The sequence below is a fragment of the Streptomyces sp. NBC_00310 genome, from assembly GCF_036208085.1.
Classification (GTDB): domain Bacteria; phylum Actinomycetota; class Actinomycetes; order Streptomycetales; family Streptomycetaceae; genus Streptomyces.
The window spans coordinates 1,240,830-1,263,677 of record NZ_CP130714.1 but is presented as its reverse complement, the minus strand read 5'-3'; the positions used below and the strand labels follow the sequence as shown (position 1 = coordinate 1,263,677).

26 protein-coding genes and 1 pseudogene are annotated in these 22,848 nt (G+C 70.6%); 18 read left to right on the top strand and 9 right to left on the bottom strand.

All coding sequences use genetic code 11. The features are described 5' to 3' along the window. Positions 1 to 3: 3 nt before the first annotated feature. Positions 4 to 507, bottom strand: a complete 504-nt coding sequence (locus OG202_RS05560; protein WP_326584878.1) for a flavin reductase family protein — start codon at positions 505 to 507, stop codon at positions 4 to 6. Positions 508 to 831: 324 nt separating this feature from the next. On the opposite strand from OG202_RS05560, the gene OG202_RS05555 reads away from it, so the two are divergent. The 6 genes from OG202_RS05555 (at position 832) to OG202_RS05530 (ending at position 5,935) form a co-directional block, all read left to right on the top strand. Further along, positions 832 to 1,377 (top strand): MarR family winged helix-turn-helix transcriptional regulator, encoded by a 546-nt coding sequence (locus OG202_RS05555; protein WP_327731120.1) that lies wholly within the window; start codon positions 832 to 834, stop codon positions 1,375 to 1,377. A gap of 507 nt (positions 1,378 to 1,884) precedes the next feature. Further along, the gene (locus tag OG202_RS05550; RefSeq protein WP_328222375.1) at positions 1,885 to 2,517 is read left to right on the top strand and encodes an alpha/beta hydrolase fold domain-containing protein; all 633 of its coding nucleotides are present in this window, start codon (positions 1,885 to 1,887) and stop codon (positions 2,515 to 2,517) included. A gap of 482 nt (positions 2,518 to 2,999) precedes the next feature. Next, positions 3,000 to 3,815, top strand: coding sequence for an oxidoreductase (locus OG202_RS05545; RefSeq protein ID WP_327731121.1), 816 nt, complete (start codon positions 3,000 to 3,002; stop codon positions 3,813 to 3,815). Between the two features lie 59 nt (positions 3,816 to 3,874). Next, positions 3,875 to 4,066 carry a hypothetical protein gene (locus OG202_RS05540; RefSeq protein ID WP_327731122.1) on the top strand — a complete coding sequence of 64 codons (192 nt, stop codon included), beginning with the start codon at positions 3,875 to 3,877 and terminating at the stop codon, positions 4,064 to 4,066. Positions 4,067 to 4,209: 143 nt separating this feature from the next. Next, a complete protein-coding gene (locus tag OG202_RS05535) occupies positions 4,210 to 5,292 on the top strand; it encodes a hypothetical protein (protein ID WP_328222374.1) in 1,083 nt (360 codons plus the stop codon). A 52-nt stretch (positions 5,293 to 5,344) separates the two neighbouring features. Continuing rightward, complete coding sequence (locus OG202_RS05530) at positions 5,345 to 5,935, top strand: TetR/AcrR family transcriptional regulator (RefSeq protein WP_326584884.1); 591 nt, start codon at positions 5,345 to 5,347, stop codon at positions 5,933 to 5,935. 351 nt (positions 5,936 to 6,286) lie between these two features. On the opposite strand, the gene OG202_RS05525 is transcribed toward OG202_RS05530, so the two are convergent. From OG202_RS05525 to OG202_RS05515, 3 genes are all read right to left on the bottom strand, one after another. Further along, the gene (locus OG202_RS05525) at positions 6,287 to 6,970 is read right to left on the bottom strand and encodes a phosphatase PAP2 family protein (protein WP_328222372.1); all 684 of its coding nucleotides are present in this window, start codon (positions 6,968 to 6,970) and stop codon (positions 6,287 to 6,289) included. Positions 6,971 to 7,104: 134 nt separating this feature from the next. Then, the gene (locus tag OG202_RS05520; protein WP_326584886.1) at positions 7,105 to 8,046 is read right to left on the bottom strand and encodes a M56 family metallopeptidase; all 942 of its coding nucleotides are present in this window, start codon (positions 8,044 to 8,046) and stop codon (positions 7,105 to 7,107) included. A gap of 203 nt (positions 8,047 to 8,249) precedes the next feature. Then, positions 8,250 to 8,804, bottom strand: coding sequence for a DUF5134 domain-containing protein (locus OG202_RS05515; protein WP_327731126.1), 555 nt, complete (start codon positions 8,802 to 8,804; stop codon positions 8,250 to 8,252). 196 nt (positions 8,805 to 9,000) lie between these two features. Here OG202_RS05515 and OG202_RS05510 point away from each other — a divergent pair, with 196 nt between their 5' ends. Together OG202_RS05510 and OG202_RS05505 are read left to right on the top strand one after the other, a co-directional pair. After that, positions 9,001 to 10,641: an FUSC family protein gene (locus tag OG202_RS05510; protein ID WP_328222370.1), complete on the top strand. Its 1,641-nt coding sequence runs from the start codon at positions 9,001 to 9,003 to the stop codon at positions 10,639 to 10,641. After that, on the top strand, positions 10,638 to 11,183 hold the full coding sequence (locus OG202_RS05505; RefSeq protein WP_327731128.1) for a MarR family winged helix-turn-helix transcriptional regulator: 546 nt from the start codon (positions 10,638 to 10,640) through the stop codon (positions 11,181 to 11,183). The genes OG202_RS05510 and OG202_RS05505 overlap by 4 nt, the downstream gene beginning before the upstream one ends. Before the next feature lie 205 nt (positions 11,184 to 11,388). Here the strand turns inward: OG202_RS05505 and OG202_RS05500 are convergent. Together OG202_RS05500 and OG202_RS05495 are read right to left on the bottom strand one after the other, a co-directional pair. After that, a pseudogene (locus tag OG202_RS05500) lies at positions 11,389 to 11,508 on the bottom strand (VOC family protein); the annotation flags it as partial. Positions 11,509 to 11,606: 98 nt separating this feature from the next. After that, the gene (locus OG202_RS05495; RefSeq protein ID WP_328222368.1) at positions 11,607 to 11,999 is read right to left on the bottom strand and encodes a VOC family protein; all 393 of its coding nucleotides are present in this window, start codon (positions 11,997 to 11,999) and stop codon (positions 11,607 to 11,609) included. Positions 12,000 to 12,144: 145 nt separating this feature from the next. On the opposite strand from OG202_RS05495, the gene OG202_RS05490 reads away from it, so the two are divergent. After that, positions 12,145 to 12,684 (top strand): GNAT family N-acetyltransferase, encoded by a 540-nt coding sequence (locus tag OG202_RS05490; protein ID WP_326584891.1) that lies wholly within the window; start codon positions 12,145 to 12,147, stop codon positions 12,682 to 12,684. Positions 12,685 to 12,726: 42 nt separating this feature from the next. Here OG202_RS05490 and OG202_RS05485 read toward each other — a convergent pair whose 3' ends face one another. Beyond that, a complete protein-coding gene (locus OG202_RS05485; RefSeq protein ID WP_326584892.1) occupies positions 12,727 to 13,410 on the bottom strand; it encodes a glycerophosphodiester phosphodiesterase in 684 nt (227 codons plus the stop codon). A 414-nt stretch (positions 13,411 to 13,824) separates the two neighbouring features. Between OG202_RS05485 and OG202_RS05480 the strand changes: the two genes are divergently transcribed. The 5 genes from OG202_RS05480 to OG202_RS05460 all read left to right on the top strand — a co-directional run bounded on the left by OG202_RS05480 (position 13,825) and on the right by OG202_RS05460 (position 18,209). Beyond that, positions 13,825 to 15,222 (top strand): DUF6421 family protein, encoded by a 1,398-nt coding sequence (locus OG202_RS05480; protein WP_328222367.1) that lies wholly within the window; start codon positions 13,825 to 13,827, stop codon positions 15,220 to 15,222. A 47-nt stretch (positions 15,223 to 15,269) separates the two neighbouring features. Beyond that, entirely contained in the window at positions 15,270 to 16,022 is a 753-nt protein-coding gene (locus OG202_RS05475; protein ID WP_326584894.1) for an SDR family NAD(P)-dependent oxidoreductase, read from the top strand. Continuing rightward, positions 16,019 to 17,089: a threonine aldolase family protein gene (locus OG202_RS05470; protein ID WP_327731131.1), complete on the top strand. Its 1,071-nt coding sequence runs from the start codon at positions 16,019 to 16,021 to the stop codon at positions 17,087 to 17,089. Before OG202_RS05475 ends, OG202_RS05470 begins: the two co-directional genes overlap by 4 nt. 72 nt (positions 17,090 to 17,161) lie before the next feature. Beyond that, on the top strand, positions 17,162 to 17,755 hold the full coding sequence (locus OG202_RS05465) for a transglutaminase-like domain-containing protein (protein WP_328222366.1): 594 nt from the start codon (positions 17,162 to 17,164) through the stop codon (positions 17,753 to 17,755). A 100-nt stretch (positions 17,756 to 17,855) separates the two neighbouring features. Next, positions 17,856 to 18,209, top strand: a complete 354-nt coding sequence (locus tag OG202_RS05460) for a hypothetical protein (protein ID WP_327731133.1) — start codon at positions 17,856 to 17,858, stop codon at positions 18,207 to 18,209. 21 nt (positions 18,210 to 18,230) lie between these two features. Here OG202_RS05460 and OG202_RS05455 read toward each other — a convergent pair whose 3' ends face one another. Together OG202_RS05455 and OG202_RS05450 are read right to left on the bottom strand one after the other, a co-directional pair. Next, positions 18,231 to 18,959, bottom strand: coding sequence for a lysophospholipid acyltransferase family protein (locus OG202_RS05455; protein WP_326584898.1), 729 nt, complete (start codon positions 18,957 to 18,959; stop codon positions 18,231 to 18,233). Between the two features lie 186 nt (positions 18,960 to 19,145). After that, positions 19,146 to 19,562, bottom strand: coding sequence for a DUF4395 domain-containing protein (locus OG202_RS05450; RefSeq protein WP_327731134.1), 417 nt, complete (start codon positions 19,560 to 19,562; stop codon positions 19,146 to 19,148). Positions 19,563 to 19,637: 75 nt separating this feature from the next. On the opposite strand from OG202_RS05450, the gene OG202_RS05445 reads away from it, so the two are divergent. The 4 genes from OG202_RS05445 to OG202_RS05430 all read left to right on the top strand — a co-directional run bounded on the left by OG202_RS05445 (position 19,638) and on the right by OG202_RS05430 (position 22,839). Further along, positions 19,638 to 20,051, top strand: a complete 414-nt coding sequence (locus OG202_RS05445; protein WP_327731135.1) for a TlpA family protein disulfide reductase — start codon at positions 19,638 to 19,640, stop codon at positions 20,049 to 20,051. Positions 20,052 to 20,278: 227 nt separating this feature from the next. Further along, complete coding sequence (locus tag OG202_RS05440; protein ID WP_326584901.1) at positions 20,279 to 20,788, top strand: flavin reductase family protein; 510 nt, start codon at positions 20,279 to 20,281, stop codon at positions 20,786 to 20,788. 204 nt (positions 20,789 to 20,992) lie between these two features. After that, entirely contained in the window at positions 20,993 to 21,778 is a 786-nt protein-coding gene (locus OG202_RS05435) for an electron transfer flavoprotein subunit beta/FixA family protein (RefSeq protein ID WP_327731136.1), read from the top strand. Between the two features lie 98 nt (positions 21,779 to 21,876). Beyond that, positions 21,877 to 22,839 carry an electron transfer flavoprotein subunit alpha/FixB family protein gene (locus OG202_RS05430; protein WP_326574322.1) on the top strand — a complete coding sequence of 321 codons (963 nt, stop codon included), beginning with the start codon at positions 21,877 to 21,879 and terminating at the stop codon, positions 22,837 to 22,839. The last annotated feature ends 9 nt before the right edge of the window (positions 22,840 to 22,848 follow it).

The window sequence follows — 22,848 nt, the reverse complement described above, 5'->3', positions numbered from 1 at the left end:
GCTTCAGAAGAGGTGCTCGATGCCGTCGGTCGACTCGGTCGTGGACGCGAAACGGCTCCAGGCGTAGGTCAGGGCGTCGCCGTCGCGGTGACCGAGGTCGGTGACGCGGCCGAGGACCAGGGTGTGGTCGCCGCCGTCGTACGCGCGCCAGGGCTCGCACTCCACCCAGGCGAGCGGGTCGGCCAGCCGGGGGACGCGCGCGCCCTTTGCCCAGCGGGGCTCCGCGGCGCTCCGGGCTCCCGCGAACAGCCGGGCCAACTGCTCCTGTTCGGCACCGAGGATGTTCACGCAGAAGGGCCCGTCGGCCAACTGGTCGTGGCAGCGGGCCCGGCGGGCGACGCTCACCAGCACCAGCGGCGGTTCGGCGGACACGGACGTGAAGGAGTTCATGGTGGCGCCCCGCGGACCGCTGTCGGTCGCGTACGACACCACTGTGACGCCGGTGGCGAAACGGGACATGCAGGCACGCAGCGCGCCGGGACTGGGGGGAGCGAGTGCTTCGGGCATACGAGGCTCCTTGGGATCGATCGCGCGCCGGACCGTGCCCGTCGACGGAGAGGGAGGAACGGCCGGGGCTACCCGGCCGCACATCGGGACGCACGGCCGGGAGGAGACCTGTCCCCTGACAGACCCAGGGGACAAAACAGGACGACTACTGCTCAGAGCATGTAATCAATGCTTTGACTAATTGGGGACCGTACCCCCGTCGGCATCTCTGGGGAAGCCCTCGACCGAAGGATTTTCTACGGTCCGGGAACCTGGACGGGGTGCCGACGCATGCCCTGCTTCCCGAGTGCGGTCCCATGAAGCCGTCCGACCTAGACTCCGACTGTGACCCAGGAACCGGAACCGCTGGACGCCGACCACCTGCACTTCTGGTCGTTCATCGACCACGCCGTCGAGCGGGCCTCGCGGGAACTCCCCGGCATCGACCCGCTCGCCATGCGGCTGGTGCTCACCCTCCACCGCGCGGCCAACATGCTCGTCTACGACCTCGAATCCGCCGTACACAGGCCTCGCGGCTGGTCGTGGCCCGGCTTCCGAGTGCTGTTCGCCATCTGGCTGTCGGGCCCGGTCGAGGCGAAGAAGGTCGCGGAACTGTCCGGCATGAGCCGAGCCGCCGTGTCGGCGCTGGTGAACACACTGGAACGGGACGGCCTGGTGAGCAAGGAGCGCGCCTCCTACGACGGGCGTGCGGTCCAGCTCGGCCTCACCGAGGCCGGCGTGCAGGCGATCACCACTGCCTTCCAGGCGCACAACGCACGTGAACAGGAGTGGGCGGGCGCCCTCAGTGAGGACGAGCGGCAGACCCTCATCGAGTTGCTCGGCAAGCTGACCGCGCACTCCGCGCACTTCGACGTCCGGCATCGGACCTAGGGTTTTCCCGACAACGAGCCCATGGCAGACGTCCTCCCTGGCGGACGGCGACTGCTTCGCCGCCCGAGCCGCCTACTCGAGCCGACCGCACGTGCGCCACGGGCGCTCCAAACCGTCGGCCGGCGGGGCCGCACACCTTCTCCGCGTCGCCCGTATGCGGCTCAGTGCTGAGCCGGGTGGGGTGGCCGGGCGTCGTTTATGGTGGGGAAAGGGTGCGCCTCGACGATGTGCCTCATGACGATGGTGAAGGTCGGTTTCCGTACACCCGGCAGTCTGGTCAGCTGCCCTTCGTGAAGCTTCCGCTAGTCGGCGAGGTCGGCGGCCACGCTGTGCACAAGGCAGTCGGTATCGCCGCAGCGGCGTTGCGCTTGTGGAACCTCGGGGATTGCGGCGACGGCCTCGTCGAATGCCGCCGACGTCGACTCGTCCTCCCGCGTCGCATCGGTCCGGCGTCTCGTGGCCGACCGTGCAAGCGGCTCGTCGACCAGGTCGCTGCGGGCTCGGGCGGTGGCGTCGCACTCGGCCGCGTCCGGTCAGCCCCTTCGATGTCGACTGGGGCCGGACCATCCCGCGCCCGCCGCGGTCGAGGACGCCTACGCCGGACTGTGTGGACTGGCCGAGCGCGCGGGCGACCTGAACATCGACATCGATCGCATCGCGATCGGCGGCGCCAGCGCCGGCGGCGGAATCGCCGCCGCCCTCGCGCTGCTCGCCCACGACCGGGCCGAGATCCGGCCGGTGTTCCAACTGCTCCTCTACCCCATGCTGGACGACCGCACGACGACGAGAACCGACCTGGACACCCTCAAGGTGCGCGTCTGGACGCCCAAGAGCAACCGGTACGGCTGGTCGTCCTACCTCGGCGACGCCGTCGCGGGCCCGGACGTCTCCCCGTACGCCGCTGCGGCCCGCCGCGAGGATCTCACCGGTCTTCCTCCGGCCTGGATCGGCGTCGGCACCCTCGATCTCTTCCACGACGAAGACGTCGAGTACGCGCGCCGGCTCAGTGACAGCGGCGTCCCCTGCGACCTCGACGTCATCCCCGGCGCTTTCCACGGCTTCGACCTGGTATTCCCCAAGGCCGAGGTCTCGCGGGAGTTCTGGCGCCGGCAGGCACGAGCGCTGAAGGGCGCACTGTGAGGCCGACCGAAAGGAAGGCGGATCGACCTACGGATCGCGGAGAAGGGTTCCGTCCTCACGGCGGCGGCAGTACGGCCACGCCGATCAGGAACCGGTCCGCCCCCTCGCCGCTCGCCTGCTCCTGGCACCGTCCGTACAGGTCCATTCGCTTGAAAGGCTAAAGGGCTGCTGCCGCCCCGAGCCACTGCCGACAACCCGAGTTCAACGACGCCAGGCCACATCTTGACGGACACGGTGACGGACACGGTGACGGATCCGTTTTCTTCGAGGAGAGCCGGTGAACACCGACTGCGACGACCCGTTCCCGACCAGCGGATGACGCCTCCGGGCTCACCGCCAGCGCCACGATCACGCCCCACGTTCCGGACCTTTCTCAGATCTTCTCGGAGCTCCGGGCATGACCACTTGCCATTGACCGACGACCGCCCTATGGTCGTACGAACGTAAGACTTACGAACGTAATTCAAGTAAAGGGGACCGTGATGGCGGCAACTCGGCCGGTGGCACTCGTGACAGGCGCTTCATCGGGGGTCGGCAAGGAGGCGGCCCGCACCTTCGCCGCGGCGGGCTTCGAGGTGATCGGAACCGCTCGCAACACCGCGCGAGTCACCGCGCCCGCCGGGGTGACCTACCTCGACCTCGACGTGACCAGCGACGAATCGGTCGCCTCCGTGGTCAAGCAGGTGATCGGCCGGTTCGGGCGCATCGACGTCCTGGTCAACAATGCCGGCGTCGGCGCCAACGGCGCGGCCGAGGAGTTCTCCGTAGCCCGGACGCAGGAGGTCTTCGACGTCAACGTCTACGGCGTCATGCGGATGACCAAGGCGGTTCTGCCGCACATGCGCACTCAACGGCGCGGACGCGTCATCAACGTCTCCTCCCTCAGCGGGTTCGTCCCCAGCCCGTTCATGGCCATCTACACCTCGACCAAGCACGCGGTCGAGGGCTACTCCGGGTCGCTGGACCACGAGGTCCGCGAGCACGGCGTCCGGATCCTGCTCGTCGAGCCCGGCCCGATCAACACCCCGTTCGGGGACCACAGCATGCAGGGCGACACCCCGTTGGCGCTCTACGCGTCGGGACGGCGCACCTTCGACGAGGTGCTGGCGAAGAACCTCAGCGGCGGTGACGATCCCGCCGTCGTGGCCAAGGTGATCGTCGCGGCGGCCACCGACCGGAACCCGAAACTGCGGCGCACCGCCGGCTCGACGGCCGCAGGCATCAGCGTGTTCCACCGCGTCCTTCCGCCCCGGATCTTCGACCGCATCGTCCGCAGGTTCAACCGGATGCCGAACTGACGCCCACCTTTCGCGTGCCCGAACCCGTCCGAAAGTGACGGCGCGTCTCCGACGGGGTGATGGCGGATGCGGTGAAGGACGGCGACGGCCCCACCTCGCCAAGGCGATCGTCACCGGCGGCCACCGACGAGAAGCCGAAGCCGCGCTACACCGCCGGCCCGCCGGCCTCGCGCGTCACCACGGCGCGCCGCCTCGTCCCCGCCGGAACGTTCGACCAGCGGATCCGCAAGAACAACCGCCTGCCCGGCTGACATCCCGGTCCGGCGACGTCCCGGTCCGGCTCCAAGGGTGCCGCTGCAGACCGAATGTCCCCCGACATCCCTCCCGACATCCCTGATGTCCCCAAAGCCCCTGACCCATCGATCAGTCACTCGCTGATGTACCGAGGAGAGTCATGCAGCAGCAACACCAGCAAACGGTCCGGCGCGGTGCGTCGAGCGCACGGCGTTTCCTGGAGAGGAACGTGGGCATCGCGCTGGCGGTCACCGCGACGGCGACCGTCCTGGTCTCGGCGCCGTCCGCGTCCGCAGGGACGGGACACTGGTATCGCGGCCCCATTGTCACCGACGTAACGACCGCGGCGACGTTCGACTACGCCGCCGGCGAGATCCCCGAGAACATCACCGTCAACCCCGACGGCTCGGTGACCCTGTCCCTGCTCGGCAGTTGCGCGGTGTGCGAGCGCACCCATGGGCCGCAGCTGATGCGTATTTCCCCGTCCGGAGAGCGCACGGTGCTCGTCACCGGGCAGGTGGGCGAGGCGATCAGCGGCAACACCCGTGGCAGTGACGGCACCGTCTACTACAGCGTGTGGGCCCCGGGCAACGCGGCCAGGAACGGCGTGTACGAGCTGCTTGTGGACGGTACCCCTCAGCGCATCGCCGCTCTGCCCGCCGACTCGGGCCCCAACGGGCTGGCCATCGACTCGGCCGGACACACCCTCTACATCGCCGACAGCCTGAAGGGCACCATCTGGTCCGTTCCCGTCTCGGGCGGATCGGTGACTCCGTGGCTGACCGATGCCGCTCTGGCGCCGGTGCCGACCGAGGCCCTGCCGATCGGCGCCAACGGGCTCAGGTTCCACAACGGCGCTCTGTGGGTCAGCAACTTCAACAAGGGCACCCTGCTGCGGGTACCGGTCACCGCCACCGGCTCGGCCGGTCCCATCCGCCTCGTCGCGGGCGGCCTGCCCAACATCGACGATCTCAGCTTCCTGACCCCCCGCTCCGATGTGGTCTTCGCGGCGCAGAACGGCTCCTCCTCGCAGAACGGTCCGGACAGGGTCGTGGTGATCTACCCGAACGGCACCTACAAGCCCGTCCTGACCAGCGCGGACGGTCTCGCCTCACCCTCCGCGACCGCGGTCCGCGGCGACCGGCTGTACATCACCGACGGCGGCGTCCCCGAGCCCCACGACCCGAAACTGCAGACCGCGAGGATCAACTTCGCCGCTCCCCTCGCAGGCGCGGCACACTGACCTGACCAGGGCGGCAGCCGGGGCGCAAGCCCCGGCTGCCATGGAGGAACACATGGCGCGGTACACGAAAGAACACAAACAGGAGACAAGGCAGCGGATCATCGCGACGGCCGGCCGCCGGCTCAAGCAGGACGGCATCGACGGCTCCGGAGTCGCGACCCTCATGAAGGACGCGGGCCTGACCAACGGCACCTTCTACGCCTACTTCGCGTCCAAGGACGAACTCGTCGCCACCGCGGTCGCCGACCAGATGCGCGCACAGCACGCGAACATCGTCGCGCGGGCGGCGCCCGGCCGTGCCGGACTCGAACAGCTGGTGCGCTGGTACTTCTCCACCGAGCAGCGCGACAACATCGAGGACGGCTGCCCCAATGCCGCCCTGCTCGACGAGATCGCACGCTCCACGGATCCCACCAGGCAGGCATACACCGAGGGCGCGCTGGTCCTCATCGACGGCTTCGCCGCCCGCCTGGCACCCCACGATCCGCCGTCGGCGCGTCTGAAGTCACTCAGCCTCCTCGGCATGCTGGCCGGGACCCTGCAACTCTCCCGTGCCCTGACCGATCAGCAGCTCGCCGACGAGCTTCTCGAACAGGGCATCCGCACCGCCCTGGCACTGCTGGATGCCGAGCAGCACGACTGATCGCTTCAGTCGGTGGCCTGTTTTCCATGTCGGGGACATTGACATCGATGATCCCGGCCCGGCGGGATGCCGGCGAAGATCACGCCGGTCGGGATCTGCCACACCGATGGCCGGGCCCGCCACGGCGGCCGGCCCGAGTACGAGACCGAGCAGCGTCTCACCCAGCCCATCGACACCGACCCCGGCGTCACGCCCTACCGCCGTCACGCCCTACCCGGCCGAAACCACCCGCCGCATCTGGGTGGTCCACACCTTCAACGCCATTCCGCTACGCCCGGCCTGACCATCCATCGACGCACAGGACCCCTTTGATCGTCATGCCGTCGATCCTTCGTGCCCGCCCGGACCCGGTCAAGCGCGCGTCGGGGCAAGCCACTTCTCGTACGTCAGCATCGCCAGCGCGATCGTCAGACCGCCCAGGAGCCAGCCGGCCACGACGTCCGACGCCCAGTGCACGCCCAGCCAGATCCGGGTCGCGCCGACACCCACGACGGAGACGGCGGCCACCGCCAGGGCCGTCCGTATGAGGACCGGGCCGGCGCCGTACCGGTGCAGGAGCCACACCAGCAGCCCGAGGACGACCGTGGCCGTCATGGCGTGGCCCGACGGGTACGCGGCGTAGTGGGCGGAGTCGACGGGGTCGGGCCACGCCGGCCGCTCCCGGCCGACGGCCGCCTTCAACGCCTGCTGCATCGCCGTACCCACCGCGCAGGTGACCGCCAGCCAGAGGGCGAGCCACCATTCCCTGTGGCGCCACACCAGCCAGACGGCGGCGGCCGCGGCCAGCAGACGCATCGTCACCGGGTCCCAGACCCAGTCCGTCAGGATGCGGAACGCGTGGGTGACGCCCCGTTCGTCGACGGCCCATCCGTGGGTGGTGTTCGCGATGCTCTCGTCCAGCGACATGAGCGGCCCCCAGGAGAGCGCGACCAGGACGAGCAGCAGGACGGAGGGCGCCGCGAAGGCCGCGGCGAAGCGGGCGGTGCGGGTGGTCGACGGCCGGTGGGGCGGCGAGTCGACGGTGGGGGTGTGCATACAGCGATCCTGGCCGACTCGCGGGGCCTCAGGCCAACGCCGGGGCGTGAGATCACTGTCACGCGCCGCGACCGGAGCAAAGTCGTCGCGTCGTGCGTTGTTCTTGGGCTGCGCTTTGTGCCTTCTTTGCCATGTCACGACCTACCGAGTGCCCGCAACGCCGGGACGAAAGCCACCAACACCGGCACGACCGGAACCAGGGCGGCGCACGCGGTCAGCCGCAGCCGCCGCGCCGGAGTGAGGCGTTCCGGGGGAGCGAGCAACCGGTGGACCCGCTGCGGCACATGGTCCTCGGGGGTCGGGCAGGGCCCGAACACACCCCGGTCCTCGTTGAGGCCGACGAGCGCGAGGGCGATGGTGAGGCGGCCGTGGCGGCGGGAGGCCGTGTCGTCGGCGGCGAGTTCGACCAGCCGGTGCATCTCGTCGCGGAACGCGGCGAACACCGGCACCCGGGGAAACCCGCCCGCCAGCGCCGCCGAACAGTGCAGCAGCCAGTGGTGCCTCGCCCGCGCGTGCCCCTGCTCATGGGCCACCACCGCGTCCACCTGCCGCCCCTCCAGTCGGCGCAACGCGGCCGTGGTGATGACCAGTCGAGGTGTGGGACCGGGCAGCCACCAGGCGTCCGGCCGCTCGCCCTCGACCACCACCAGCCGCTCGCCCTCCGGCTTCTCGCCGGGCAACAGCGGGGCGCGCAGGCGGAGTTCGGCGTGGCGTCGATGGTGCTGCCGCTGGGCCCGGACGACCTCGCGGACCAGCATCGCCCCGGTCCACAGTCCGCCGCACGCGAGTGCCACGGCGGTGGCCACGGCCCAGGGGCCCCCGCCGCCCAGCGCGTACGCCTCCACGACCCCGTCCGGCGCGGGCGCGAACATCCGCCCGCGCACCACCGTCCAGGCGGCGGCCGCGCTCAGCGCCATCGACAGCGCGCAGCACAGGAGCACGGCCGCGACCGCGCACTGCCACACCCACAGGGCGACCACAGGTTCACGGTCCGGCCAGTCGGCGCGGGCCAGCAGCCGCGGGGCGACGACGGCGGTCAGGGCGCCGAGCAGCAACAACGCCGCGGGGACCATCATGAGGCGCAGCCTATGAGCGGGCCGGTGCACGGCGACACGGGCCGAGCCACCGAAGTGACGCACCCCACCCTCACGTACAACCCACGGCCGGACGAACCGCTGTTCACAGCTGACAGCTGACAGCTCACACCTCACAGCTGACAGCTGACAGCTCACAGCTCACAGCTCACGGTTCACGGCTGGTGGCACACCCGTCCGGCCGCTCAGACCGTCAGCAGCATCGCCAGCATCCCGATGCCCATGGACAGCCGGCAGGCCCGCGCCAGCTCCGGCCGGTCGCCCCACCCCGTAGCCCCGGCGACCGGAACCCGCGCCCCCGTCGTGGCCGGTACGGGCATGAGCCGGACGCCCGCCCACACTACATAGCCGGCGAAGTACACCAGCAGCACGCCGGTCACCAGGGGGAGGCCCGCGCCGCCGTGGCCACCGCCCGGCGAGGCGACCATCACCGCGGCCATGTAGACCATCGCGAGGGCGCCCACCAAGTGGTGCAGATGGTGCGCGCTCGTGCGGGCCGACCACAGCGCGCGCACCGCCGCCGCGCCGAACACGACCGCGTAGGCGAGCCAGGCCCAGCGCGGCGGCGCGACGGCCGCGGCGGGCACGGCCATCACGGCCATGCCGAACCCCATCAGCGCCTCGCCGCCCGCGGCCAGGCGCTGCTCCTCGACGGCGCTGCGCATCCGCAGCAGGCAGTAGCCCCCGGTCACCGCGCACAGCGCGACCAGCAGCCAGCCGGCCGAAACCGGTCCGTGCACCGCGCACCTCCCCGTTCGACGACGTCGGTCAGTGCTGAGAGTGAGCTCGGACAGTCGGTCAGGGCATGCCCGGGCCCGATGGCGCGCATACGAGCGCAAGGGTGTACGCGGGGGAGCGTGCGGGAGTGCGCCACGGAGACGAGTGCCACAGTCGCGCAATATATTTCACGAATAAAACACCAGCTAAGGTTATGGAATGCGCAGCGTCAGACCTCCCCGTGCCCGCCGCCTTCCGCTCTCCGGTGTCCTCCGGGCGAACCGCCCCTCCGAGATCTGGTTCAAGCCCGCACTCAGCGTCGTCGCGGCGACCGCCCCGCCGAACCTGACGCTGCTGGCCCTCCACCGCCTGGACCTGGCGGTGTACACGATGGCCGGGTCCCTGTGCGCGCTCTACGCCCACAACCGCCCCTACGCCGCCCGCGCCCGGACCCTTGCCCGGGTGGTGCTCGGCATGGTCGCCGGCCTGGCGGTCGCCCTGGTCGCCGCCGCGCTCACCCCGAACGCGGTGGTGCTGGTCACCGTGGGCGCGCTCCTCGCCGCCGCGCAGAAGGCGCTCTGTGACGCGAGCCGGATCGGGCCGCCCGCCAACGTGATCTTCACCTTCGTCACCTCGGCGGCCCTCTTCCTGCCCCAGACCCTCGCCCAGGTCCCCGGCCACCTCGCCGCGTCCGCCGTCGCGGGCGTCTGGGCCTGGCTCGTCTGCATGGCCCCCGGCCTCCTGCGCCCGCACGGGCCGGAGCGCCGTGCCACCGCCCAGGCCCTGAACGCGGTGGCCGCCCACATCGAGGCGGCACACGCGCGCCAGCCGGGGTCCCGCGCCGTCGCCGCGACCGCCGTGCACGCCGCCTGGCAGACACTGCTCACCGCCGGCGCTCGCACCGAACCCCGACGGGCCCTCGAAGCGCTCCTGGTCCGCGCCGACGTCGCGCTCGCCGCGCCCGTCGACGCCGACCCCGGCCGACTGCGGGCCCGGGCCCGCGAACTGCGCGGTGCCGGACCCCTCCCACGAGCCACCGCCCCGGCGGAGGCGGCCGGCGAACTGCTCGACGTCGAGTCTGAACTCGCGGGCGGGCGCGCCCCGTTGTGGAGCAGGCTCGGCCCGCTCACCCCCCTCGCCGTCCGCACCGCCGTCGGCTGCGCCCTCGCCGGGTACGCCTCCCTCGCGATCGGCGTCGGCCGTCCCTACTGGGCCCTGGTCACCGCCGCCTCGCTCTACCAGGCGAACCTCACCCTCACCTGGAGCCGGGGCGTCCAGCGTGTCGTCGGCAACCTCGCCGGGGTGCTGGCCTTCGCCGCCCTGGTCCCGCTCGCCCACCTCGGCCCGGCGGCGCTCGTCCTGTGCTGCCTCGCCCTCGGCTTCGGCGCCGAGGCCCTGATCAGCCGCAACTACTGGCTCGGCAGCATCTGCGTCACCCCGATGGCCCTGCTCGTCACCGAGTTCGTCCGCTACGGCAACCCCGGTGAGCTGATCGCCGACCGGCTCCTGGACACCCTCGTCGGCGCCCTGGTCGGCTTCCTCGCGGCGGTCGCCGTCACCAACCGGCGCGCCGGGGACCGCGTCGCCCACGCCCTCGCCGCCGTGGAGCGCGCCCGCGCGCACACGGTCCGCACGGCCGCCGACCCGGACGCCGCGCCCGGCGCACTGCGTGCCGCCCGCCGTGCCCTCTCCGCCGCCCTCGTCGAACTGCGTGCCGTCACCGACGCCGCGAGCGGCGAATGGTGGCAACGCGCCTGGCCGTCGGAGCGGGTGACGCACGTCGAGCAGGCCGGACACCGTACGCTCGCCGCGACGGTACGACAGCACGGGTTCCAGGCATCGGAGGGCGCACGGGCATGACGGCAGGCAACGGGCGGGCAGCGGGGAGCGGCGCGGCTCTGGGGGACACGGTGGCCAAGGTGGTGCGCCAGTGGCACACGGTGCACCCCGGTCTCGACACCGCCCCGATGGAGATCATCGGCCGGGTCAACCGCTGCGCCGCGCTCCTGCAACAGGCCGAGGACGCGCCCCTGCGGCACGCCGGGCTCACGCGCCCCGAGTTCGACGTCCTCGGCACCCTGCGGCGCACCGGCCACGAGCTGACCCCCAGTGAGATCGCCCGGGAGACCTTCGCCTCCGGCGCCGCCGTCACCAAACGCCTCAAGGTGCTCACCGAGCGCGGACTCGTCGAGCGACGCGGCGACTCCCGTGACCGCCGCGTCGCCCACGTCCGCCTCACCGACACCGGCCGCGACCTCGTGGACGGCGTCATGCCGGAACAACTGGCCTACGAGAAGGCCGTACTCTCCGGCGTCGACACCGACGACCGCCGCGAACTAGCCGTACTGCTCGGTGAGTTGCTCATCCAGTTGGAAGGCCGCCTGGGGCTGCCGCGCGCCTAGGACACGTCGTCGCGAGGCGGACGGGAACGCGAGGCGGACGGGAAGGGGACGACGGCCCCAGCTGGGGCCGTCGTACGCGGGTCGCGGATCTCGACCCAGCGGGCCTGCACCCGTTCCGTTCCGTTCCGGGGGATGACGGGCTCACGCAGGAAGTCGTGCGGGAAGCCCAGGTCGGGCGCGCCGGGGCGACCGAGCAGCCGGGCCAGGGCCACCGCGCCGGGCGCCGGCCGAACAGCTCGGTGCAGAACCGGTTCGCCGCCCCCAGGTCGCCGGTCCCCAGCTCGGTCCAGCAGGGCCCACCGGTCACCGGCTCGTCGAGCTTCATGGTGTTCCTTCCGGACGGGGATCGGGAGGAATCGGGGACGGGAACCCCTTCCAGCACGCTATGCCCGAGCCCCTGCCCGGCCACCGGGGTGCGACGCGTCAGATGCCCGGCCGGTACCGCAGCGGATGGTCCGTCGGGATCTCCACCAGCACGATCTCCGTGCCGTCCGGGTCGGCGATCCACATCTCGATGAGCCCCCACGGCTCCCGCACCGGCGGCCGCCGCACCTCCACCCCGGCCGCCAGCAGCTCCTCGTGCGCCGCCGCCACGTCCGCCACCTGCAACCACAGCTTCAGCGCGGGCGACGGCGGGGTCTCCGAGCGGCCCGCGACCTCCAGGAAACCGCCGCCGAGGAAGTACACGACGCCCCGGTGGTCGCCCGTACCGAACTCTCGGTAGACGGGGAGTCCAAGCTTCTCGCCGTAGAAGGCGCGGGAACGCTCGGGGTCGGTGGGGCGGAGAAGGGTGCGGCTGCTCAGTACGTGGATCATGTGTCGAGCGTAGGCGTCGGAGACGCGGTGTTTCGGGTGCGGGTGAGTGGGGCCGCTCGCGCGGTTCCCCGCGTCCGTTTCGGGGCGCGGCTGCGGTTACCCTCGTGCGTGTTCGAGCCGCACAGACGCCCGTCAGGAGCAGCCCATGGAGACCGCCGCCACCGGCCTGACCTTCCGTGACGCGGGCGACGGTGACGTGGACGTCCTCGTCGCGCTGATCGAGTCGGCGTACCGCGGGGACTCCAGCCGGGTCGGGTGGACCACGGAGGCGGACATCCTCGAAGGGCAGCGGACCGACCCGGAGGGCGTCCTGGCGGTCATCAAGTCGCCCGACAGCCGGCTGCTCGCCATCGAGCGGGACGGCGTGGTCGTCGCCTGCTGCCAGCTCGAACACCGCGGTGACCACGCCTACTTCGGGATGTTCGCGGTGAGCCCGGACCTCCAGGGCGCCGGTCTCGGCAAGGTGATCATCGCCGAGGCCGAGCGGATCGTGCGCGAGGCCTGGGGCGCCCGGCAGATGCACATGACCGTGATCTCCGTACGCGACGACCTCATCGCCTGGTACGAGCGCCGCGGCTACCGCCGTACGGGACGGATGACCCCGTTCCCGTACGGCGACGAGCGCTTCGGCATCCCGCGGCGCGCGGGCCTGAGGTTCGAGCTGCTGGTCAAGGAACTCGTCTGAGACCTGGGCCTGTCCGGCGGAGCACGCCGCGGGCGCGGGGTCCTATGCCGTGAAGCGTCCCGTGCGTTTGATGTCCGGGTAGTCGGTCGTGGCGCCGTCCAGCTGGAGCGCGCGGACCAGGCGCAGGTGGTCCTGGGTGTTCACCACCCAGCCGATGATCCGCAGGTTCGCCTTGCGGGCCTTCTCGACGACCTCCAGCGTCAGCCGCCGGATGTTCAGCACGAGCGTGGCGGCGCCCACCGCCACCGCCCGGTCCACGACATCGGGGCCGTAGCGGCTGGCGACGAGCGCGGTGCGTACGCCGGGCACGAGCCGGGCGATCTCGGCGACCGCCTCGTCGTGGAACGACAGCACCTCGACCCGTCCCACCAGGTCACGCCGGTGCATGACCTCGGCGAGGGAGCGAGCCGCCGCCGTGTCCTTGATCTCGGCCTGGAGCGGTGCCCGTACCGCGTCCAGGACCTCCTCGAAGGTGGGGACGCGCTCGCCGCGGCCCGCGTCCAGGGCGCGCAGTTCGGCGAGGGTCTTGTCGGAGATCGGGCCCGTGCCGTCCGTCGTCCGGTCCACATCCGCGTCGTGCATGACGACGAGCGCGCCGTCCTTGCTCAGATGCAGATCGAGTTCGATGACGTCGAGGCCCGCGCGGTCGGCGGCCATGAACGAACGGAGGGTGTTCTCGGGTTCGACACCCATGACTCCGCGGTGACCGATGGTGAGGAAGTTCAAGGTTGACTCGCTTCCGTCGACGGCGGCTCGGCCCGCGTGACCGGGGGAGGGGCGGCACGCGGCTGGGGCGCAGCGTAGTCCTCCAGCCGTGCGATGGATCCGTATGTGCACGAGCCCTTTCGGGTCGTGTCATGCCGTGCCACGTCGCAGGACAGGACCGTTTCCGCACCTGCCCCGTACCGACCGGGTCATCCGTGAGTGGGCGAGTCCGGTGCGCGTTGACCCCGGAGGCCTCCACACGGGGAGCGAGGCGCACGAATTGTGATCTATGACGCGTGTGACAGGAGATTCAGCGGTTAGGTAGAGGGGGTGGCGGGAGGATTTCCGGCAGGACCGGTCAAGATCGGTCTTGCGGTGGGGAACCTCCGCTACGTACGGTGTCCTTACGAAAGTTTATCCCGTGGAGGATGGGTCATGACGGAAATTCTTGTGCAGATGGGCGCGGAGGGCGTTGTTCCTTCGGTCAACAGGGTGGTGGAACACCCGGCCTGGCCCGTGCTCAAGGATGCCGTGGAGCGGATCCGGCCATGGCAGTCCAAGGACGGCTCGATCGACTTCGACGCCGAGGACGCCCCCGATCCGGCCGAGGCCGCGCTGGCGGTGCAGGGCGTCATCGGGGCCGTCGAGGCCCTGTCCCCGCTGCTGCCGCACGACGCCGCCTATCACGAGGCGCTCGTCAAGGACCTGCGGCGCTGGGCCGACGACGGTTTCGAGGTGCCCGACTTCCTCGACTCGCTGCTGGCCTTCCAGCCCGCCGCGAGCCGCGCGGACGGCCTCCAGCACCTGGTCGTGTTCCCGATGTACACGCAGAACGGCAACCCCGACCGCAATCTCGAAGCGGTCGTGCTGCGCATGGTCTGGCCGGAGTGGCTGGCCGAGCTGGAGCGCACCCGCTACGACAACCCGCTGTTCTGCGGCATCACCTTCGAGGACTTCACCGCCGGTTACGACACCAACTCGGCCGTCCTCTTCCCGGAGACCATCGCCGTGCGCGAGGCCCCGGCCCGCTTCTCCTGGGGTGGCATCTTCTGCGACCGCGAGGCCGCCCGGTTCCGCCGTGTCACCGACGCCGCCGTCGACATCCTCGGCCTCGACCTGCCCGAGGACGTCGCCGCGATGGTCCACGACCAGAAGCGCTGCGAGGAGGCCTTCGTCCTGTGGGACATGGTCCACGACCGCACCCACAGCCACGGCGACCTGCCCTTCGACCCCTTCATGATCAAACAGCGCCAGCCGTTCTGGATGTACGGCCTCGAAGAGCTGCGCTGCGACCTCACCGCCTTCAAGGAGGCCGTGAAGCTGGAGGCCGACGGCGTCCCGCAGGCCCGTGACGTGCAGTACGCGGTCCTCTTCGACCGTATGTTCCGCTTCCCGGTCACCGGCGAGCGGGTCCGCAACTACGACGGCCTCGGCGGCCAGCTCCTCTTCGCCTACCTGCACAAGCACGACGTCGTCCGCTGGACCGACAACAAGCTGCACATCGACTGGCAGCGTGCCCCGCAGGTCACCAACCAGCTCTGCGCCGACATCGAGCAGCTCTACCGCGACGGCATCGACCGCCCGAAGCTCGTCCACTGGTTCGCCGGGTACGAGCTGGTCGCGACGTACCTCGCCCCGCACCCGGGATCCCGCTGGGCCAAGGGCCCGGACGCCCTGGATCTGACGCAGCCGCCGCGAAAACTCGTCGACGACGTGCTTCCGGACGAGTTTCCGCTCAGCATGTTCTATGAGGCGCTCGCCAAGAAGCTGAAGACAGTGATCGCCTCCACCAAGGGCATCACCGCGGCGAACGCCGAGCGGGTCGCCGCGTGAGCGCCGGATTCGCGGACGTCACAGACGCTGCTCAGGAGGCGAAGACCATGCAGAACGGCAACGGTGCACTGAGTGGCGCGGTGATCGCGGTGGCCGGCGCGGGGGGACCCGCCGGCCGGGCGGCCCTGCTGCGGCTGGCCGAAGCGGGCGCGATCGTCGTCGGCTCCGACAACGACCCCGAGCGGCTCTCCGAGGCCGTGGACGCGGCCCGCTACGCGCACGGCGGCGCCACCGTCGTGGGCGACACGGTCGACCTCCTCGACCTGCAGTCGACCCGGGACTGGGCCACCCGCATCGAGAAGGACTTCGGGCGCGTCGACGGCCTCGTCCACCTCGTCGGCGGCTGGCGCGGCAGTGAGACCTTCACCAGGACCAGCCTCGACGACTGGGACTTCCTGGAGATGCTGCTCATCCGCACCGTGCAGCACACCTCCCTCGCCTTCCACGAGGCCCTGCAGCGCAGCGAGCGCGGCCGGTACGTCCTGATCAGCGCGGCCGGCGCCAGCAAGCCCACCGCGGGCAACGCCGCCTACGCCGCCGCCAAGGCCGCCGCCGAGGCGTGGACGCTGGCCACGGCCGACTACTTCCGCAAGGCGGGCGGCCCGGACGGGCCGACCTCCGCGGCTGCCATCCTGGTCGTGAAGGCGTTGGTGCACGACGCGATGCGCGCCGACCGACCCAACGCGAAGTTCGCGGGCTTCACCGACGTCAAGGAACTGGCCGAGGCCATCGTCGGTGTCTGGGAGAAGTCCGCCGCCGAAGTGAACGGGAACCGTCTGTGGCTGACCGACAAGCCGTGAACCCTCCGAAGACCGACGCCCGACGCCATCACGACCCGGAGATCCGCGGCTTCGCCAGCGACAACTACGCGGGGGTCCATCCCGAGGTGCTCGCCGCCCTGGCCCTGGCCAACGGCGGGCACCAGGTCGCGTACGGCGAGGACGAGTACACCGAGAACCTCCAGCGGATCGTCCGCAGCCACTTCGGCGCCACCGCCGAGGCGTTTCCCGTCTTCAACGGCACCGGCGCCAACGTGGTCGCGCTCCAGGCGGTCACCGACCGCTGGGGCGCGGTGATCTGCGCCGAGAGCGCGCACATCCACGTAGACGAGTGCGGGGCGCCGGAACGGATCGGCGGGCTGAAGCTGCTCACGGTGCCCACGCCCGACGGCAAGCTCACACCCGAGCTGATCGACCGGCAGGCGTACGGCTGGGACGACGAGCACCGCGCGATGCCGCAGGTCGTCTCGATCACCCAGAGCACCGAACTCGGCACCCTCTACACGCCCGAGGAGATCCGCGCGATCTGCGAGCACGCCCACGCGCACGGCATGAAGGTGCACCTGGACGGCTCCCGGATAGCCAACGCCGCCGCCTCCCTGAACGTCCCGATGCGGACGTTCACCAACGCGGTCGGCGTCGACCTGCTCTCCCTGGGCGGCACCAAGAACGGCGCGATGTTCGGCGAGGCGGTCGTCGTCATCAACCAGGACGCCGTCCGTCATATGAAGCACCTGCGCAAGCTGTCCATGCAGCTCGCCTCCAAGATGCGCTTCGTGTCGGTGCAGTTGGAGGCCCTGCTGTCGAAGAACCTCTGGCTGCGCAACGCCCGCCACTCCAACGAGATGGCCCGGCGGCTCGCCGACGGCGTCCGCGCCGTCCACGGCGTGGAGATCCTCCACCCGGTGCAGGCCAACGCCGTCTTCGCCCGCCTCCCGCACGACGTGAGCGAACGCCTCCAGAAGCGCTACCGCTTCTACTTCTGGGACGAGGCGGCCGGCGACGTCCGCTGGATGTGCTCCTTCGACACCACGGAGGAGGATGTGGACGGGTTCGTGGCGGCGCTCAAGGAGGAGATGGCACGCTGAGTACTGCATAGATATACGGTCACTCGAAAAGTAATTGACTCTCGGGTGATCGTATTTCTATGCTCTCCAGGCATGGAGCTGATCCAGCAGAACCCTGACCTTTCCGCCTATTTGGTTGCTGACGAGGCCATAGACCATCACCATCCACGCGTACGACAGACGGCCGCACATCTCGCCAGGGGAGTGGCGGACTCGTATGGCTATGCGCGAGCGGCGTACGAGTTCGTGCGCGACACCATTCCCCACTCGGCCGACTCGGGCGATCCGCGCGTCACCTGGCGCGCCTCCGACGTCCTGGAACAGCAGACGGGCATCTGCTACGCCAAGGCGCACGCGCTCACCGCGCTGCTGCGCGCGGAGGACATCCCGACCGCGCTCTGCTACCAGCGGTTGGCGCACGACGACGGCGACGGACATGCCGTCCACGGCCTGGTCGCCGTGCGCTTCAACGGGGACTGGCACCGCCAGGACCCCCGCGGCAACAAGCCGGGAGTGAACGCCGAGTTCTCGCTGGAGGGCGAGGAGTTGGCCTGGGTGCCGGACCCCGACGCGGACGAGCTGGACTACCCGGTTCTCTACGCCGCACCGCATCCGGCGGTCCTCGACACGCTCAAGGCCGCCGCCGACCGGCCGCACCTCTGGCGAACGCTCCCCACGGAACTCTGAAACCCCTGCTGAGGCCTATGCCGCTGCCTGTGACGCTCCTGTTGCCGGAGGTGTGGCTTCCGCCATAGGCGCCGCCGAGTCGAAGTGATCGACTCGGCGGATGCGTGCAGCGGGGCGGGTCCAGCGGTTCCTGGTGAGGTCGGAGCGGCATCAGCGCGCGGACATCGGCGCGGCCGTGGTGCTGGGCGCTGTGGACCTCGTCGTCATCGGCTGGGTCCTGATACTCGGCACGGAGGGCGTCTTCACCGAGGACTGGCTGCCGTATCCGGGGATGACGGCCCCGGACGGGGAGACGTACCAGCAGGACTCCGTGGCCTTCCTCTACCGGTTGGCGGTCGGAGGTGTCGGTCTCGCCCTGGTCTGCCGGCTGTGGCTCACCGCCGTGGTGCACCTGGTCGTGCTCAACTTCGGGGCGGGCTTCATCGGTTCCCTGTCCACGTACTGGAACCCCTGAAGCCCGCCCCGGTCGAGCGCGTCAGCGTGCCTCGGCCTCGCGGACCTGCTCCGGGGTCGGGGCCGTGCCGCCGAGGTGGGCGGGCATCCACCAGGTGTCGTCCGGGCCCTTGGGTCGGACGGGGTAGGCGCGCTGGGCGGCCTCCAGCAACTCCTGCACACGCTCACGGAGCTGGCGGGTGATGGCGCCCGCGTACTTGTCCTTGGAGGCCTCTATCGCTTCGCCGACCCGGATGGTGATCGGGATGTGGCTGCGCTTGAAGTTGCGCGGGTGGCCCTTGGTCCACAGCCGCTGCGTGCCCCACACGGCCATCGGGATCAGCGGGACGCCCGCCTCCTGGGCCAGCCGGGCCGCGCCCGACTTGAAGCTCTTCAGGGTGAACGACTGCGAGATGGTGGCCTCGGGGAAGACGCCGATGATCTCGCCGGAGCGCAGCGAGTCCAGTGCGTGCGCGTAGGCGGCCTCACCCTGCTTGCGGTCCACCGGGATGTGCCGCATGTTGCGCATCAGCGGACCGGAGACCTTGTGCCGGAACACCGACTCCTTGGCCATGAAACGCACCAGACGCTTCTGCGGCAGCGCCGCCAGGCCGTCGAAGATGAAGTCCAGGTAGCCGATGTGATTGCTCACCAGCACGGCGCCGCCCGAGCGCGGGATGTTCTCCGACCCCTTGCAGTCGATCTTCAGGTCCCATGCCTTGAACAGGGTGCGGGCGAGACCGATCGCGGGGCGGTAGACAAGCTCTGCCATGGGCGGAGTGGACCCTTCTCTCTGCCTGGGAAGGGGTCTCCCGGCGGGAAGTTACGCAGCCGTAGGTTTACGGCATCTCGCAGATCGTGCCCCAAGAACGTGCGAGTAGCCAGTCCTGGTGCCGGGCGTCGGCGAGATTCTCGTCACGTCGGTCACGCGATCGACTGCCGGACGTTCACCCGTCCTTTACTCCGTGCGTACGGTGACCCGCCGGACGAGCAGGTACATCTCGCACCCCAGGCAGTACCCGAACACCGCGTTCAGGAAGGCCGCCGCGAGTGCCGCGCCGGTCGACGCCAGTCCCAGCCACTCGGGCCCCACCGTGAGACCGACCAGGCCGACCGCCGCGAAGACCAGCCCGACCGCCTGCGCGAACCGCGGCGGCTCCGGCGCCTCGAACTCCGTGGGCGGCCCGATCCGGGGCCGCACCAGCGTGCGGAAGGCCCGGCCGTACGGCGAGTTCGCCACCCCGCTCGCCGCGCCCAGCGCGAACGCGAACGTCTGCCAGGCCAGCAGCCAGGCGCTGCCGGTGATCAGCACGACCGCCAGCACCACGGTCGTCACGGCCGCCCCGAAGCGCGGTCCCCTCACATCGATGTCCATGGGTCAAGCATTCCGCAGGCCAATCTCCCTGGGGACCCGGGAATCTTTGCAGTCTCGTGAACGCTGAAGCACGCTGTGACCGGACTTGTGGTGTGTGGGCTGGTGCTCGCGGCGGCGAGCGCGTACGGAGTGCTGCATCAGCGGCGGAGCGGGAGAGTCAGGGTGCGCGGGCGGGACGGCGACAAGCGGGTCGGCGCGGCGGAGTTGGGGGAGGGACTCGGTGAACGGGCCACGCTCGTCCAGTTCTCCAGCGCCTTCTGCGCCCCCTGCCGGGCGACCCGCAGGGTGCTCGCCGAAGTGGCCGAAATGGTGCCCGGCGTCGCCCATGTGGAGATCGACGCCGAGAAACACCTCGATCTCGTGCGGCGGCTCGACATCCTCAAGACGCCGACCGTGCTCGTGCTCGACGCGGACGGCCGGATCGTCCGCAGGGCAACCGGACAGCCGCGTCGGGCGGATGTGATCGCCGCTCTCGGTGAGGCCGTGTGAAGCCGCACTCCGGGACGCGCTTGACTGTAGGCCTCGCCTCTCGTCAGCCTGACCGTATGCCCCGAGAACTCCTTCTCTTCGAGCGTGGCGCCATGCCGAGGTCGTTCCTGTTCCGCACGGCGAGTGCGCGCTGTCCGGGAACCTGAGCAACCACGGACCATCCCCCACTCTCGACTTCGCTCGAGCGGGCGGTGCCCCCATGCCGACTCCAGCAGAAGGACAGTTCCATGACGGCCACTTCCGGCCTCGGTTCGCCCCGGCTCGCCTCCCCCGAACTCCTGCGCTCCGTCTTCAGGCGCCACGCCGCCGGCGTCGCCGTGATCACCGCACAGGACGGCACCGGCCCGGTCGGCTTCACCGCCACCTCGCTCACCTCGGTCTCCGCCGAGCCCCCGCTGCTCTCGTTCGGTATCGGAACCGGCGCCTCCAGCTGGCCGGTGATCTCCGAGGCGGAACACATCGGCGTGCACATACTCGGGGAGCATCAGCGGGAGCTGGCGGCCACCTTCGCCCGCAGCGGCGCCGACCGGTTCGGGGCGCCCACCGGATGGCGTAGCGGCCCGGAGGGAGTTCCCGTCCTCGACGACGTGCTCGCCTGGCTGGTCTGCCGGGTGGTGGCACGCGTTCCGGCGGGCGAGCATCGGATCGTCCTCGCCGAGGTGGTCATGGGCGATCCGTCGGGCGCCGGGCGGCCGCTCTTGTACCACCAGGGCCGCTTCAACGGTCTGCGAGACTGATTCCCGCACGATTACGCAGGGTTGCCTAACTCACAGTTCAAAGCGGTTGCTTAGCGGGCACGGAATGCGGGAACGTAGGTGTCGTACTGGCGAGTAATATTTCGACCGGAGCGCAGGTCGCCCCGATCGGGATCGGCCGCTTCAGGCGCCTATGCTGCCTGGAAGAAGGCAGCCCAGAAATGACGATGCAGTAGGAGAGCCGGCGTGAGCTTGAGGATCGTTGTCACTGTGAAGTACGTGCCCGACGCCACTGGCGACCGGCACTTCGCCGATGACCTGACCGTCGACCGTGACGACGTGGACGGTCTGCTCTCCGAGCTGGACGAGTACGCGGTGGAGCAGGCGCTGCAGATCGCCGACGAGGCCGACGACGCCGAGATCACCGTGCTGACGGTGGGTCCGGAGGACGCCAAGGACGCGCTGCGCAAGGCGTTGTCGATGGGCGCGGACAAGGCGATCCACGTCGAGGACGACGACCTGCACGGCACCGACGCGATCGGCACCTCGCTGGTGCTGGCGAAGGCGATCGAGAAGGCCGGCTTTGACCTGGTGATCTCCGGTATGGCGTCGACGGACGGCACGATGGGTGTGGTTCCGGCGCTGGTCGCGGAGCGTCTGGGTGTTCCGCAGGTGACGCTGCTGTCCGAGGTGTCCGTCGAGGACGGGGTGGTGAAGGGCCGTCGTGACGGTGACACCGCCTCCGAGCAGCTTGAGGCGTCGCTGCCGGCGGTGGTGTCGGTCACCGACCAGTCGGGTGAGGCGCGTTACCCGTCCTTCAAGGGCATCATGGCGGCGAAGAAGAAGCCGGTGCAGGCCTGGGACCTGTCCGACCTCGACATCGAGGCGGACGAGGTCGGTCTGGAGGGTGCCTGGACGGCTGTCGACTCCGCGGCCGCGCGCCCGGCGCGTACCGCCGGCACGATCGTCAAGGACGAGGGCGAGGGCGGCAAGCAGCTCGCCGAGTTCCTCGCGGGCCAGAAGTTCATCTAAGGCCCTGTGGCCCGCCGCGACCCGTGGGTCCGGCCGAGGCCCGACCCTTCACCGCCCCGCCCCCTTTGGGCCTTCGCAATCCGCAGGAGAGCAATCCCATGGCTGAAGTTCTCGTCTACGTCGACCACGTGGACGGTGCCGTCCGCAAGCCCACCCTGGAGCTGCTGACCCTGGCCCGCCGCATCGGCGAGCCCGTCGCCGTCGCGCTCGGTGCCGGCGCCGCCGGCACGGCCGCCGCCCTCGCCGAGCACGGCGCGACCCGGGTTCTCACCCACGAGGCCGCCGAGTACGCCGACTACCTGGTCGTGCCGAAGGTCGACGCGCTGCAGGCCGCCGTCGAGGCCGTGTCCCCGGCCGCCGTCCTCGTCCCGTCCTCCGCCGAGGGCAAGGAGATCGCCGCCCGTCTGGCGCTGCGCATCGGTTCCGGCATCATCACCGACGCCGTCGACCTGGAGGCCGGTGACTCCGGTCCGGTGGCCACGCAGTCGGTGTTCGCCGCCTCCTTCACCACCAGGACCCGTGTCTCCAAGGGCACCCCGGTCATCACCGTCAAGCCCAACTCCGCCGCCGTGGAGGCCGCCCCGGCCGCCGGTACGGTCGAGGCGCTGGCCGTGACGTTCGGTGCGCTGGCCACCGGCACCAAGGTCACCGCGCGTACCCCGCGCGAGTCGACCGGGCGCCCGGAGCTGACGGAGGCCGCGATCGTGGTCTCCGGCGGCCGTGGCGTCAACGGCACCGAGAACTTCGGACTCATCGAGGCCCTCGCCGACTCCCTCGGCGCCGCCGTCGGCGCCTCCCGCGCCGCGGTGGACGCGGGCTGGTACCCGCACACCAACCAGGTCGGCCAGACCGGCAAGTCCGTCTCGCCGCAGCTGTACATCGCCAACGGCATCTCCGGCGCCATCCAGCACCGCGCCGGCATGCAGACCTCCAAGACGATCGTGGCCGTCAACAAGGACGCCGAGGCCCCCATCTTCGACCTCGTCGACTACGGCGTCGTCGGCGACCTCTTCGACGTCGTCCCCCAGCTCACCGAGGAGATCAACACCCGCAAGGGCTGACCCTCCTGA